Origin of the sequence: Escherichia sp. E4385 (genome assembly GCF_963883145.1) — a bacterium.
Classification (GTDB): domain Bacteria; phylum Pseudomonadota; class Gammaproteobacteria; order Enterobacterales; family Enterobacteriaceae; genus Escherichia.
In genome coordinates this window covers 58,528-72,372 of record NZ_CAWOOJ010000022.1, presented here as the reverse complement: position 1 = coordinate 72,372, position 13,845 = coordinate 58,528, and the positions used below count along the sequence as shown (strand labels likewise).

Here is a 13,845-nt window from a genome sequence, read left to right as displayed (position 1 = left end):
GATGCGGGTTCTGATCGTTAAAACATCGTCGATGGGCGATGTTCTCCATACGCTGCCCGCGCTCACCGATGCCCAGCAGGCAATTCCGGGGATTAAGTTTGATTGGGTGGTGGAAGAGGGATTCGCACAGATTCCTTCCTGGCACGCCGCCGTTGAGCGAGTTGTTCCGGTGGCGATACGACGCTGGCGCAAAGCCTGGTTCTCGGCCCCCATAAAAGCGGAACGGAAAGCGTTTCGTGCAGCCCTTCAGGCAGAAAACTATGACGCAATTATCGACGCCCAAGGGCTGGTAAAAAGCGCAGCGCTGGTGACACGTTTAGCACATGGCGTTAAGCATGGAATGGACTGGCAAACCGCTCGCGAGCCTTTAGCCAGCCTGTTTTACAATCGCAAACATCATATTGCGAAACAGCAGCATGCCGTAGAACGTACCCGTGAACTGTTCGCAAAAAGCCTTGGGTATAGCAAACCGCAGGCCCAGGGCGATTATGCTATTGCGCAGCATTTCCTGACAAATCCACTACCGGATGCTGGGGAGTATGCTGTATTCCTTCATGCGACCACCCGCGATGATAAACACTGGCCGGAAGAGCACTGGCGAGAATTAATTGGTTTACTGGCAGGTTCAGGGATTCGAATTAAACTACCGTGGGGAGCGCCGCATGAAGAAGAGCGGGCAAAAAGGCTGGCGGAAGGCTTTGATTATGTCGACGTACTGCCGAAGATGACTCTGGAAGGCGTTGCCCGTGTGCTGGCTGGAGCTAAATTTGTTGTGTCAGTCGATACAGGATTAAGCCATTTAACTGCGGCACTCGATAAACCCAATATCACAGTTTATGGGCCGACAGACCCGGGATTAATTGGCGGTTATGGGAAGAATCAGGTAGTTTGCATGGCACCGGGGAAAAGTTTAATTAATCTCAACGGTCAAGCAGTTTTGGAAAAATTATCATCATTATAAAGGTAAAACATGCCAACCTTCATTAAATTTCACTCATGGAAACCTTACACTCTGAAATCATCTGTGATTCTAGAGATAATGACTTATATATTATGTTTTTTTTCATTGATAATTGCATTCATCGATAACACTTTCAGCATAAAGATATATAATATCACTGCTATAGTTTGCTTGTTATCACTAATTTTACGTGGCAGACAAGGAAATTATAATATAAAAAACCTTATCCTTCCACTTTCTATATTTTTTATAGGATTGCTTGATTTAATTTGGTATTCTGTGTTTAAAGTAGACAACTCTCCATTTCGTGCTACTTACCACAGTTATTTAAATACTGCTAAAATATTTATATTTGGATCTTTTATTGTTTTTTTAGCACTAACTAGCCAGCTAAAAACAAAAAAAGAAAGTGTGTTATACATTTTATATTCCCTGTCATTTATAATTGCTGCATATGCAATTTATACTAATAGCATTCATGAATATGACCGCATTTCTTTTGGTATAGGAGCGGCAACAGGAGCAGCATATTCAACAATGCTAATAGGGATAGTTAGTGGTGTTGCAATTCTTTATACTAAAAAAAACCATCCTTTTTTATTTTTATTAAATAGTTGCGCGGTACTTTATGTTCTGGCACTGACACAAACCAGAGCAACTCTACTCCTTTTCCCTGTAATTTGTGCTGTTGCACTAATTACATATTACAATAAATCCCCAAAAAAATTCACTTCCGCTATTGTTCTTCTAATTGCTATATTGGCCAGTGTTGTAATTATATTTAATAAACCAATTCAATATCGCTATAACGAAGCATTAAATGATTTAAACAGTTATACCAATGCTAATAGCGTGACTTCCTTAGGTGCAAGACTGGCAATGTACGAAATTGGTTTTGATTTATTCAAAGAATCGCCTTTTTCATTTAGATCTGCAGAGTCGCGCGCTGAAAGTATGAATTTGTTAGTCGCAGAAAACAATAGACTAAGAGGGGCATTGGATTTTGCTAACGTACACCTACATAATGAGATAATTGAAGCAGGGTCACTGAAAGGTCTGATGGGGATTTTTTCCACCCTTTTCCTCTATTTTTCACTATTTTATACAGTATATAAAAAACGCGCATTGGGTTTGTTGATATTAACGCTCGGCATTGTGGGGATTGGACTCAGTGATGTGATCATATGGGCACGCAGCATTCCAATTATCGTTATATCCGCGATAGTCCTCTTACTCGTTATTAATAATCGCAACAATACTATTAATCAAGAATAGACAAGTTTAAGAAGTGAGTTTTAACTCACTTCTTATCTATACAACTTAATCTCTTTACTGAATCAGTTAAAGTTTCAGTATCGATATCTTTTATCGTAAATGTTGGAGATACTATTTGTATAGATTGATGATTATTCGGGGCCCAAATTAAATGTGAGGGATATTCCGGAGTACGTGAATTAGGATAAAATGCAAGCGTTGGTTTATGATAAGCCGCAGCGATATGAACAAGAGCTGTATCAACAGAAATGACAAAATCGCTATACCGGGTCAACGCAACAGTATAAATAAACTCGTCAAATGGTAGTGTTTCAATTTCAGGTATTGGTATTGTCAATAAATCTTGTGGTAACCCGGTAAATATCACTCGATAATTTTCAAACTGTGCTTTCACTTCTTGATATATAATTTTTATTTGCTCAAAGGTAAGTCGGCATATTTTTTTTGCACCTAATGGGTTAATGATGATTATTCTTGTATTTCCAATAAAATCTTTTATTTTATTTTCAACATCTACAGGTAAATGCAAGTCGTAGTCGGTGGAAAATTCACCCTCACCATAAATATGCTTCAGTATTTCTGTTGCTCGTGTACTCATATGTTCTTTTAAACATTCATCGTGGGGATGGTAAAATGAATAGTAACGCTTATACCATTGATCAAAACCCAGAATGTAAGAATCTTTTAAACTTGATAATATTAAACTATGATTAAATGAGGGCATTGTTTCAAAGGGGTCTAATACAATATCGAACTGTAAATCCCGCAGATGCTTACATAGAGTAAGCATTTTAAGGGAACCCGTCGATTCTTTGATACAGAACTCAAATATATTTTTATTATTAGAGAGAAACTCCCCACCCTTTCTATTTGTGAGAATGGTTATTTTAACTCCTTTACTATAAAGCTCACGATAAATCGAACTTAATACAATTAGATCACCGAGTTTATTATTATCATGAATGATTAGGCATGATTTAATTTGTGCTGGCCCTGTAACTTGGTTATTGATTTTCTTACGAAATAAAAAAGAAAGGAAATTAATTTTGATTTTGTTTATATAAAATCTTTTCTTTTTGTGAAAAGTTCCTAAACGCATTTTTATACCATATTATTTTAGTTTCAGGATAACTAATTAGCATAAGAATCAGTTGAAGCTTTATATTGCATTTTTTTTCTTGTCTTATCCTTTGACTCTTCCGTACTGATATCTTGAAGTTTAATAAATGGAATTACATCGTAAGAAATAGCCGTATCATCTGATAAATTATAAATATTAATATCTTTTACATTATCATGCATAAAACGGAAAAATGGCAAGATTTTAAATAAATCCCTACTTAATTCCGAGGGCATGGGATTCTTATTCTCGTCATAGAAACGCGAACAACTACCCGTTAAATCAAGACCGGAACAAATAATCCGTGCATACTTAAGTGAATATGCTATTTGAATTGCAGCAAAGGCAATAGTATGGCATGAGCAATAACCAAGACTAATGTCCTTGCAAAATCCGACCAGACGACCTTTTTTAGACAACGGTACAGAGATCAGCAGTTCTTTGTGAATCTGTCTCAAAATATTAAATTTAATCTTCTTTATAAAACCACCTTTTTCCCGGCGGTAAAAAGACCGTAATACAAGACAGTTCTGGAGGATATAAAGTTTATCTTCTTTGGAAGCGTGTTCATAAACGTCAACGTTTACTATAGTATAACGACTTCTCTGGCTAAATTTATAAAAATCATCACGACGCTGATGTAAAAAGCGGACATCTGTAAGTACATATATGAAAGGAACGATATTATGACTTAACAAATATTGCGCAGAACCATTGACAGCAATAATATCCTTTGTTCGCAATGCTGACAAAGGTGTTTTTTGCGATGTGGGGCCAGAAAGAAAAATAATAACATCATCAGATGTTCTATTTTCAATCAGGTTTTCAACATCTTTTTTGTCAATGTATCTAATATTCTTCATGATAAACCTGTGAAATAAATAACTCCGCTTAAAACTGTCCGGGTGAAGACAGTAATTGTGGGTAATTCTATTTTAGCGCGCTGGTTTCCCTTTCAAACGCCGCATAAAATTGCGCATTTTTTTACGATATACTAAAAGATAATAGCCTAGATCTTTAATCTCATTTTTAATACCGTAATGACGCTCTAAGTCAATACGATCTTTCGCTTTACGCTGCGCTGAAGCACGTTTTCCGGAGAGATCAATAATTCGAACCTCGCCATTTTTTATAATGAAGTTACCACGATGGGGGTCGCCAGAAACCATGCCATGTTGATGTAAGGAATTAATTGATTGCTGAATTTTATTTTTTAGCACATCATCAATATCAGGCATATCACACAACTCTATGCCATCAATATACTCGATGATCATGATATAAGTATGGACAAATCGTAAGGTTTTCCGTTCAGCCAATAAATAAAAATCATTGAGTGTATTTAACCCTTCATTTCTTACTTTTTGGGTTTGCTCAAAAAGGCGTTCGTAATAATCACCTTTTAACAGAGACTTAAAGAAACGTTCGTTACGCTTAACTTTCGGAGAAAAAACCTTAAGAATCAATTTACCGTAATCGGTATCAATAAGCATAACTTTTGTATCATCAATAGAACGAAAAACCTTGATGATATTTATATTATAAGACAAGAAATCATTTAATACATTGAGATACTTTGAATTGTTTTCATCGGTAAAAACAACCAAGTCTTTGATCTTGCTCTTCTGAATCATAATAAACCAGTTAAATGTTATTTACGGTAATATTTTCGGCAAAGATAACAGACTCCTGCTATAATTCCTGAGATATATTTATGCTGTACTAAAAGATGTTTATATCTTTTTTTAAATTCAATAATTGATTTTGCATCTCGTGGAGAGTCATCTTTCCATGGTGAATTTTCTAAAGCTATTTTATAGTATTTTACCGATGGATAAATTGCCCATTTGTGCCACGGTTTAGTTGCACCTGTATAATGAATAAGCAGAGTACTTTCTGTAATCAGTTTTTTATAGTTTTGATGTGTTTTGTCTTTTAATTCACTTTTAATTGTATAAATTGTATTGTACTCACGAGGCAAAAATATTGTCATCCCTTTCAGTAAGATATTCATAACATCCTGATCAGGGTATTTATAAACATTATCTTTACTCATAAGAATAGACAACGCTTTTTCTGTTAGTTTTGCGTCAGCCCATTTTTTTAAGTCTAAATAAACGACGCCGGAATTAAAGTATTGCCCAAGTAATTCAGGATCAGACAACCTGGATACCGCCTTTTCCTGCATTGGCTCAACATCTTTAACAACAGCAGCTACCGCTCCGTTTAAATCCAGATGCAATAGTTGGCTAATATCGCCTTTACAAACAACATCTGCATCAAGATAAAGCAAACGATCAAGCGTTAAACCCAATAATTGAAATGCAAATAAACGGAAGTACATTGCTCTTGACCAGACCTGTGTACAAGGCAAGCACTGGAGCTTATCAGTGTTAATTCTATATAGCGTGATTCTTAATTGGTATTGCTCTGCAAGCTTTGCGACTTTTTGAAAAAAACCATCATTATAAACGTCAGCAATAATATAAAAATCAAGATTAATATTTCGATTGTTTAGCACAATTGATGTGATGGAAACACCTACACCATCAAGATAATTAGCATCGACACCATAGGCAACATTTAAACATTCAGAAGTATTTATATTAACTAGCCGATAATCCCAGGCTTTAACTTTATCTATCTCTATGGCAGGAAATGAGTCCACAATGCTACCCTTATATCATTACTTTATAGTTTCCCAGTTTTAATGCTTTATCTTTTCAATAAAATAAAAAAGATAATTGCTAAATCCTTTTAGATATCTATGCTTTTTAAGCATATGTTTTGCGCTATATCTTAATTGATTGCTATTGTTCGGTTTCAGCAACGCCGTACTCTTCCATGGCGAAGCATTTTTTGCCTCCATAAAGGCTTGTGATACAGGATAATCCCAGGCCCAATCATGCCAGGGCTTGGTTGGACCGATATAGTGGATAAAAATAGTATCGTTGGTTACTGGGTTTGTAAAACTTTCTTTGAGTTGATAGTTTAAGCTAAACTGGGTGTTATATTTTATATCAGCAAAAATAAGTCTGTCTGCCAGCAACATATTTAATACATCCTGATCAGGATGTGTTATTTTTTTGACTATTTCTGGATCATTTAGCATTGCAATGGCTCGTGCAGAAACCTGCTGAGCAGCCCATTGGTCAGTATTAATCAATAAAAAACCGGAGTTAAAGTAACCTTTAGCAATTCCCGCAACACCTAACGAATGTGCGCGTTTTTCCCACCAGTCAGTTTGCCCTTCTGTAACAACCATTGCGACTTTATTGTCAGGAAATGAGAAATTAATTAGTGGCTCAATAGTCCCCTGACAAATGATATCTGCATCCAGATAAAGGACTTTAGACGCCTTATTAATAAAGTAATCTGCAATAACAAAGCGAAAATATATTGCATGAGTCCAGTTCTTAGTGCTAGGCAATGAGCGGAGTCGATCAGCATTAATCAGATATATTTTAATTCTGGTTTTATACTGCAGCGCCAGGGCATCAAAATACTTACGATCATCATCACCAAAATAGTCAGTAAAAATATGGAAACACAATCGACTTCCTTCATTACACTTTAATATTGAAGCAATCGAAATTCCGCAACCAAATAGAAAATTTTTGTCAGTCCCATAAGCGATGTCCAAACAAAGATTTTCTGTTTCTACTTTATGATTATAATCAATAACTGAATTAAGAAACTCAGTTTCCTGGAAAAACACCTGCTGCATTATTTCCTCCGGGAAATAGCAGAAATAATTAGTTCATGTAATCTATCGTAATACTTCAATTGGTAAAACTTATCGATCGACGCAGGAATTTTTTCATGTTCGATATGAATTTCACCTGCTATATATTTATTTAGAAGCGTTACAAAACCAGCAATATCTCCCGGTTGATACAGATGACCATTGACATCAGGTTGAATAATGTCAGCAGGCCCGGAGACACAATCGGCACTGATACAAGGAATTCCCCATGACAAGGCTTCAAGTAGGGTCATTGGGAAACCTTCAAAAGATGACGTGAGCAATAACGCACTCACCTTTTTAATATCTTGCTGGACCAATTCCCAGGGATGTTGTTGCCAACCATACCAGACAATTCGATCATCAATATTTAGTTCTCTACTATAAGCCTGGCATTTTTCGAAATCGGAACCATCACCCAATACATGGAGTTTCCAGTTACCTTGCGCTTGTGATAAGCCATCAAGGAGGTCTTTAACTCGCTTCTGGCCCTCGAATTTCATACGCCCAACATAAATGAACGTTGCCGTTTCGCCTTCCTCAGGCGCAGGAATGACTGTGTCTTTAGCTTCGACTGGATTAAAAATAACATTTATCGTCGATTCTGCTACACCCCGATTAATCATTTGCTGTTTAATGCCAGAGCTGATTGCTAAATGATAGTCGGCACAGGTGATATATTCAGCATGTTTTTTGTGATCTAAAGAAAAATGTGGCCATGAAAATACTGGCACATTAATTCCTGATTTTTTACGTGCTTTGGCGGCAAACAGGCAGGAGATCACATCAATACAAATAACGATATCTGGTTGGTACTCCTGAAGCCATTTACTTAGAGCATAAATATGTTTCGCCCGACGCAAAAAACCTAAACGAATATTGGAAAATGAACATGAGTATTTAATACCTTCCAGCCATCCCTTATCCATTTTGTCATTACGACAAAAGAAAAACATTTCACTTTGGATATGTTGTTGCCTGAAGGTAGTAATAACATCACGAATGACTGTTTCCATGCCGCCAAATCCAGAAACAGCTTCGCCGATAAATGCTATTTTCATTGAAACTCTCATTAATTGAGTAAAGCTCACTATTTTAATGATTTTATTTTTCTATAAAATCAGAAACAATTGTTGACATCATTTTATCAGGGCTGAATTTATATAAACTATCATAATCCATTGGTTTAACAGATGAGTTAATAAAATACTCTAACTTATCCCAATCATCATGACCTATTATAAAAAAGCGAGACTCACTATAGATTTCTGAACCAAGTATATTTATATTATTAGTAATTAATTTTTTATTGAAAAATAGTGCCTCAAGTATACGAAGAGTCCAGCCAGATTGGTTTTCTTTAGTTATATCAACAATTATATTAGCATTTAATGTTCTTCTAATATTCTCTTCATACGGTATTTGTTCTTCAATCAAATACTTTGAAGTCGGAGATGATGTTTTATCTTTGACAACATTAAAATCTAACTTACATCCTAGTGTTGTTAATCTATCGGCTAATTCATTAATTATTTGAAGACGTCCTTTATCACGACCAAGAAAAAAACATATTGGCTGACTGTTATTTTTGTCAGATAAACTATAATTTCTAATTTCATCCATTCCTATAGGAAAAAATTGTTCTATTGCCTTGGTCTTTTCATTCCCTATAAATCTATGCTCAAAATCATAGATAATATCAAAATAATTAGTGTTATCAAAAATAAAATCTTCGCTGACAGTATTTCTTAGAAGCAAAACTTTATGACAGTTAATGTTTTTTAATATTTGTTTATTGATACCTTTATTAATAACACTGTCATTAAAGATAATTATGTCATCTTTTCTGATATCATTGAGGTAATGCTTGATGAATAATCGCCCCAGCCATGCATTATCCATCCCTAATTTCAAAATTTTCTTATTAACCCAGTTGTATTTTTTTGGTGTTGTTATATTTTTTATCTTGTACTTTTTTTTCAGGTACTGGATCATTCTTAATTCATAATCTGCAATCCAGTTTATAAAATAAATAGTCATAATGAAATTAGTTCCAGTACATACTGATAAATATTTTTATAATCCTTTGCGTTGTGTTCGCTCTTTAATATGCTCGGCCTTAACACTTGCCATGTTCAATAAATTCCGTTCAAGAGATAATATCTTACGTAAAGGCATACCAAAATAAACCTTCATAAATCGCCAGATATCTCTCTGCGTCAGCCCAATATTCATTGATGAGAAATACAAACCAATCAGGTCTTTATCGCGCCAACGACGCGGTACTTTTGCACGTATCTGTGCCCGATGCAGATCGATAACCGAAATTTTTAATTCATCTTCCCGGCCAGTAAATGGCAAATGAAGTAAAAAGTGGCAAATGTAGCAGTCACGGTGATTTATCCCTGCGGCGTGCATTTTACGCACCATGGTTGCCACTCGTGTAATCAGCATACGCTTTACACGTATATCAGGCGGGTTGACTGCCCAATCAGCACAATAATCTTCAAGGCTAATCGTGGGAGTGAGATCTTCGGTAATAATAAATGATGTACGGGTTAATGGGTTTAAACCTTTCTCACCAAACCCAATGCCCTTCATTGTATCAACGCCAACATCACTCAGGCGATGAATAGCGTGCCACTCTCTGTCTGCGCCCAAAACGGGCATCCGTAATGAGAGTAGATTTTTTACAATCTCTTTTAATGTCGTCCCCTTGTGCCATTTAAGAAAATAGCTTTTCCCGGACAGCTCAAAGCGTAATGTGCGACGCGTCTCGAGTTCACGAAAGACCTCGCCGTTCAGTTCTTTGACTTCTGCAAAAACATCTTTACCACGCCAAAGTGTGGCAAGCGGCTCTTTTAATTCAACCATCTAAACCACCTGTAATGATATCTGCGGCTTTCTCTGGCAGGCTATACAAATCCTGAGTATCGGCATAATGGCGAGCATTCTCCGCCCAGGCCATTCGTAATGGAGACTGAGTTAACGCTTTACGTAAAACCTCATTTAATTGTTCCTGGGAGAAAGGTTCAGCAATGACCGTTCCACAATTGGCATCTGCAATATAATGCGCATACCCACATACTGCAGTTGTTAAAACAGGTAATCCAGCAGTGATCGCTTCAAGAAGAACGATACCCGCGGCTTCCTGATAAGCGGGATGCAGTAATAAATCAGCGGCTGCCATTAATTCTGACACATCATTGCGACCGGAGAAGAAATGCACATTGCTCCGCACGCCGAGTTTTTCTGCCAACGCTTCAAATTTCCGCGGTTTATCCTGACCAACAACAAATAAAAGCGTATTGTGACGTAATGATTCCGGTAACGATGCCAAAGCTTCAATTGAGCGATCAACACCTTTACGACCAAAATCTGATCCAACCTGCAGTAATAAGTTTTGTTGCTCTTTTATGCCATTTTTCTGGCGATAAATTTCACGACTGTTTGGGATTTGCTCGCTGTATTTTCTGTCCGGATAAATACCGGGAGGAAGAATTTGAAAACGTTCAGATTCAGTTTGATAATGCTTCTGGAAATCGGCGATTTGCTTATCGGTCAGCATCATAAGTTTCGTCGATTTACCCTGCTCGAAAGTTGCTCGCTCAAATGCGGCATAATGGCGATATCGTGATGTTAAACGATATAAAAAACCTTTTTCTTGCGCAACTTTCTCGGCGTAACAAACATCAGCGGCAAAATAAACATCCAGACCTGGCATCTTATTAAACCCAACAACGCGATCAGCGGGATGCTCTTTGAGATGATTTTGTACCCAGGCATAATATTCTGCATTGCGTCCATGGTTGGTATGGGACTTAACTGGCACCTGAATAAGCTCAAATGCTTTTGGGCAATCACCTTCCCATGACTGCGTATAGACTCGAACATGGTGGCCCCGTGCGGCAACTGTTGATGCAATGCGCATAAAGTCACGTTGAAGCCCACCAAATGGAAAATATTTATATAAACAAAACGCCACGATCATAATTGTGTATTCCTGTCAGCTGATGGGGCATCTTCTGGCAACAGCTTTTCCGTAGCGGCGATCACATCTTCCGCTGGAATAACAGAAAGATATTTTTTGTTGCGGTCAAGTTCATGCCGGGTCGGCATTTTCTGATAATTCCCCGCCCAGAATTGAATAATATTCTCGGTCCATGGGCGCCAGAATACATGATCAGTGGCCCCAAAGAGGCTAATAACTGGCGTCTTCACCGCCGCCGCAATATGCCCCGGCGCAGAATCCACACCAATAAAAAGCACTGCATGATCAATTAACGCGCCTAGTTCAGGAAAACGTGTTTTACCTGCAAGGCCAGTAATGGGTTTTGTTTCGCAACCTCGTGCAATCTCATCTACACAAGCGAGATCATCTGCCGAAGGCCCACAGGTCAGGACAACCTGATACCCTCGCTGTTGCAGCGCATCGATAACCTTAGAAAATTTATCGTTATCCCAGCACTTAAATATCTGACGCGCTGTCGGCTGGATGACAACATAATGATCTTTTACGCCCAGGGCATCTAATTCCTGGCGCATCTTCTTCCAGCAATCTTCGGCGTAACTCATTGTTGTGTCAGTGTAGAAATCGGTAATACCTAATGGCTCAAGGACCGATAAATTACGCTCAACAATATGTGTGCCGTGTATTGGCGCTAAGTGTGTGAAGCTTTTTTTCCAAATGCCATGCTGCCGATGACCATAAAGTTGCGATATTTTCATCCGTGCGGGTAAAAAACGTACCAGCAGCGCCACCATCCACTGATCCGTAAGATTAATGACCAGGTCATAATTATTCGCACGCAGAGTTTTTATCAACGAAAGCACATTTTTAATTTTATCGAATGTTCCCGCACCTTTATTGCTTATCCCGTAGAGCGCATTAATTTCCGGGTTTTCAGACAAAATAGGGATGGTATCCTGATAAAGCAGCATATCGATTTTTGCATCAGGATAATTCTGCTTGAGCGTACTGATGACAGGAGTAGTTAATAACATATCTCCATGATATCGCATCTTTATGACCAGAATTTTTCGAAATGGCTTTTCCACTAGCGACTCTTTTGTGTGATTGTCTGATTAAGTTAAGCAGAAAAAAAGCACGCTACCGCCCCAGGCTCAACAGCTACCTGAATACTGATAACGCACTTACTTGACGTGCTAGTGTATCATTTCTTTCGCAGCAATCCGACCCGAATGATTTTTATACACGAAATATGTTTTAATCATAAAAATCAAATAGATAAAAAAGCATATCTATAATGTCGGTATGGCCTATGTAGAGTTGAAAATGGGGCCGAGTTTCAATGAATCGCATAAAAATACAAAAAAAATGAAGATGTAGCGGCAGATCAGACCAAACTGAAGCTATTTAAGTCAAAAACGGGAAAAGTAATGGTAAAGCCACCGTTAAATACATAGAATCCCCAGCACATCCATAAGTCAGCTATTTATTATGCTCGAATTGCTTTACACCGCCCTTCTCTACCTTATTCAGCCGCTAATCTGGATACGGCTCTGGGTGCGCGGACGTAAGGCTCCGGCCTATCGAAAACGCTGGGGTGAACGTTACGGTTTTTACCGCCATCCGCTAACACCAGGCGGCATTATGCTGCACTCCGTCTCCGTCGGTGAAACCCTGGCGGCAATCCCGTTGGTGCGCGCGCTGCGTCATCGCTATCCTGATTTACCAATCACAGTCACGACTATGACGCCGACTGGTTCGGAGCGCGTACAATCGGCTTTTGGAAAAGATGTTCAGCACGTCTATCTGCCTTACGATCTGCCCGATGCGCTCAACCGTTTCCTGAATAAAGTCGACCCAAAACTGGTGTTGATTATGGAAACCGAACTATGGCCTAACCTGATTGCGGCGCTACATAAACGTAAAATTCCACTGGTTATCGCTAATGCGCGACTCTCTGCACGCTCTGCCGCAGGTTACGCCAAACTGGGTAAATTTGTTCGTCGCTTGCTCCGCCGTATTACGCTGATTGCTGCGCAAAATGAAGAAGATGCTGCGCGCTTTGTGACGCTGGGTGCAAAAAATAATCAGGTCACCGTCACCGGTAGCCTGAAATTCGATATTTCAGTGACGCCACAGTTGGCCGCTAAAGCAGTAACACTGCGCCGCCAGTGGGCGCCGCATCGTCCAGTATGGATTGCCACCAGTACTCATGATGGCGAAGAGAGCGTAGTGATTGCCGCCCATCAGGCGCTGTTACAACAGTTCCCGAATTTATTGCTCATCCTGGTACCCCGTCATCCGGAACGCTTCCCGGATGCGATTAACCTTGTCCGCCAGGCTGGACTAAGCTATATCACACGCTCCTCAGGGGAAGTCCCCTCCACCAGCACGCAGGTTGTGGTTGGCGATACGATGGGCGAACTGATGTTGCTGTACGGTATTGCCGATCTCGCGTTTGTTGGCGGTTCACTGGTTGAACGCGGTGGGCATAATCCGCTGGAGGCCGCCGCACACGCTATCCCGGTGTTGATGGGGCCGCATACCTTTAACTTTAAAGACATTTGCGCGCGGCTGGAGCAGGCAAGCGGGCTGATTACCGTCACCGATGCCACTACGCTTGCAAAAGAGGTTTCCTCTTTACTCACCGACGCCGATTACCGTAGTTTCTATGGCCGTCATGCCGTTGAAGTGCTGTATCAAAACCAGGGCGCGCTACAGCGTCTGCTTCAACTGCTGGAACCTTACCTGCCACCGAAAACGCATTGAGGTTG

The 13,845-nt window shown here is 39.0% G+C and carries 13 protein-coding genes; 3 read left to right on the top strand and 10 right to left on the bottom strand.

All coding sequences use genetic code 11. The annotated features are described in order from the left end of the window. Position 1: 1 nt before the first annotated feature. A complete protein-coding gene (gene rfaC / locus AACS80_RS21755) occupies positions 2–961 on the top strand; it encodes a lipopolysaccharide heptosyltransferase RfaC (protein WP_135410579.1) in 960 nt (319 codons plus the stop codon). 9 nt (positions 962–970) lie between these two features. Beyond that, the gene (locus AACS80_RS21750) at positions 971–2,236 is read left to right on the top strand and encodes an O-antigen ligase family protein (RefSeq protein ID WP_130206699.1); all 1,266 of its coding nucleotides are present in this window, start codon (positions 971–973) and stop codon (positions 2,234–2,236) included. A gap of 25 nt (positions 2,237–2,261) precedes the next feature. Here AACS80_RS21750 and AACS80_RS21745 read toward each other — a convergent pair whose 3' ends face one another. The 10 genes from AACS80_RS21745 to rfaQ all read right to left on the bottom strand — a co-directional run bounded on the left by AACS80_RS21745 (position 2,262) and on the right by rfaQ (position 12,159). Further along, positions 2,262–3,335: a glycosyltransferase family 9 protein gene (locus AACS80_RS21745; protein ID WP_135560307.1), complete on the bottom strand. Its 1,074-nt coding sequence runs from the start codon at positions 3,333–3,335 to the stop codon at positions 2,262–2,264. Positions 3,336–3,367: 32 nt separating this feature from the next. Beyond that, positions 3,368–4,219: a 3-deoxy-D-manno-oct-2-ulosonate III transferase WaaZ gene (waaZ, locus tag AACS80_RS21740; protein WP_135560308.1), complete on the bottom strand. Its 852-nt coding sequence runs from the start codon at positions 4,217–4,219 to the stop codon at positions 3,368–3,370. 72 nt (positions 4,220–4,291) lie between these two features. Then, positions 4,292–4,990 carry a lipopolysaccharide core heptose(II) kinase RfaY gene (gene rfaY, locus AACS80_RS21735; protein ID WP_130206705.1) on the bottom strand — a complete coding sequence of 233 codons (699 nt, stop codon included), beginning with the start codon at positions 4,988–4,990 and terminating at the stop codon, positions 4,292–4,294. Between the two features lie 17 nt (positions 4,991–5,007). Then, complete coding sequence (rfaJ, locus tag AACS80_RS21730) at positions 5,008–6,024, bottom strand: lipopolysaccharide 1,2-glucosyltransferase RfaJ (RefSeq protein WP_138183991.1); 1,017 nt, start codon at positions 6,022–6,024, stop codon at positions 5,008–5,010. A 39-nt stretch (positions 6,025–6,063) separates the two neighbouring features. Beyond that, positions 6,064–7,083, bottom strand: a complete 1,020-nt coding sequence (gene waaO, locus AACS80_RS21725; RefSeq protein WP_138183990.1) for a lipopolysaccharide 3-alpha-galactosyltransferase — start codon at positions 7,081–7,083, stop codon at positions 6,064–6,066. Continuing rightward, the gene (gene waaB, locus AACS80_RS21720) at positions 7,083–8,162 is read right to left on the bottom strand and encodes a lipopolysaccharide 1,6-galactosyltransferase (RefSeq protein WP_138183989.1); all 1,080 of its coding nucleotides are present in this window, start codon (positions 8,160–8,162) and stop codon (positions 7,083–7,085) included. The genes waaO and waaB overlap by 1 nt, the downstream gene beginning before the upstream one ends. Positions 8,163–8,205: 43 nt before the next feature. After that, positions 8,206–9,141: an LPS core biosynthesis protein RfaS gene (gene rfaS, locus AACS80_RS21715; RefSeq protein WP_135560313.1), complete on the bottom strand. Its 936-nt coding sequence runs from the start codon at positions 9,139–9,141 to the stop codon at positions 8,206–8,208. A gap of 36 nt (positions 9,142–9,177) precedes the next feature. Then, positions 9,178–9,975 carry a lipopolysaccharide core heptose(I) kinase RfaP gene (gene rfaP / locus AACS80_RS21710; protein WP_130206717.1) on the bottom strand — a complete coding sequence of 266 codons (798 nt, stop codon included), beginning with the start codon at positions 9,973–9,975 and terminating at the stop codon, positions 9,178–9,180. Then, on the bottom strand, positions 9,968–11,092 hold the full coding sequence (rfaG, locus tag AACS80_RS21705) for a lipopolysaccharide glucosyltransferase I (RefSeq protein ID WP_130206719.1): 1,125 nt from the start codon (positions 11,090–11,092) through the stop codon (positions 9,968–9,970). The genes rfaP and rfaG overlap by 8 nt, the downstream gene beginning before the upstream one ends. Continuing rightward, a complete protein-coding gene (gene rfaQ / locus AACS80_RS21700) occupies positions 11,089–12,159 on the bottom strand; it encodes a lipopolysaccharide core heptosyltransferase RfaQ (RefSeq protein WP_130206721.1) in 1,071 nt (356 codons plus the stop codon). Before rfaQ ends, rfaG begins: the two co-directional genes overlap by 4 nt. Positions 12,160–12,562: 403 nt before the next feature. Between rfaQ and waaA the strand changes: the two genes are divergently transcribed. Continuing rightward, the gene (gene waaA / locus AACS80_RS21695) at positions 12,563–13,840 is read left to right on the top strand and encodes a lipid IV(A) 3-deoxy-D-manno-octulosonic acid transferase (RefSeq protein ID WP_131161542.1); all 1,278 of its coding nucleotides are present in this window, start codon (positions 12,563–12,565) and stop codon (positions 13,838–13,840) included. The last annotated feature ends 5 nt before the right edge of the window (positions 13,841–13,845 follow it).

Coding starts and splice junctions, on each gene's coding strand:
- waaA (WP_131161542.1), top strand. CDS start 12,563: ATGCTCGAATTGCTTTACACCGCCCTTCTCTACCTTATTCAGCCGCTA.
- waaZ (WP_135560308.1), bottom strand. CDS start 4,219: ATGAAGAATATTAGATACATTGACAAAAAAGATGTTGAAAACCTGATT.
- rfaS (WP_135560313.1), bottom strand. CDS start 9,141: ATGACTATTTATTTTATAAACTGGATTGCAGATTATGAATTAAGAATG.
- rfaC (WP_135410579.1), top strand. CDS start 2: ATGCGGGTTCTGATCGTTAAAACATCGTCGATGGGCGATGTTCTCCAT.
- waaO (WP_138183990.1), bottom strand. CDS start 7,083: ATGCAGCAGGTGTTTTTCCAGGAAACTGAGTTTCTTAATTCAGTTATT.
- rfaP (WP_130206717.1), bottom strand. CDS start 9,975: ATGGTTGAATTAAAAGAGCCGCTTGCCACACTTTGGCGTGGTAAAGAT.
- rfaY (WP_130206705.1), bottom strand. CDS start 4,990: ATGATTCAGAAGAGCAAGATCAAAGACTTGGTTGTTTTTACCGATGAA.
- AACS80_RS21750 (WP_130206699.1), top strand. CDS start 971: ATGCCAACCTTCATTAAATTTCACTCATGGAAACCTTACACTCTGAAA.
- waaB (WP_138183989.1), bottom strand. CDS start 8,162: ATGAAAATAGCATTTATCGGCGAAGCTGTTTCTGGATTTGGCGGCATG.
- rfaG (WP_130206719.1), bottom strand. CDS start 11,092: ATGATCGTGGCGTTTTGTTTATATAAATATTTTCCATTTGGTGGGCTT.
- AACS80_RS21745 (WP_135560307.1), bottom strand. CDS start 3,335: ATGCGTTTAGGAACTTTTCACAAAAAGAAAAGATTTTATATAAACAAA.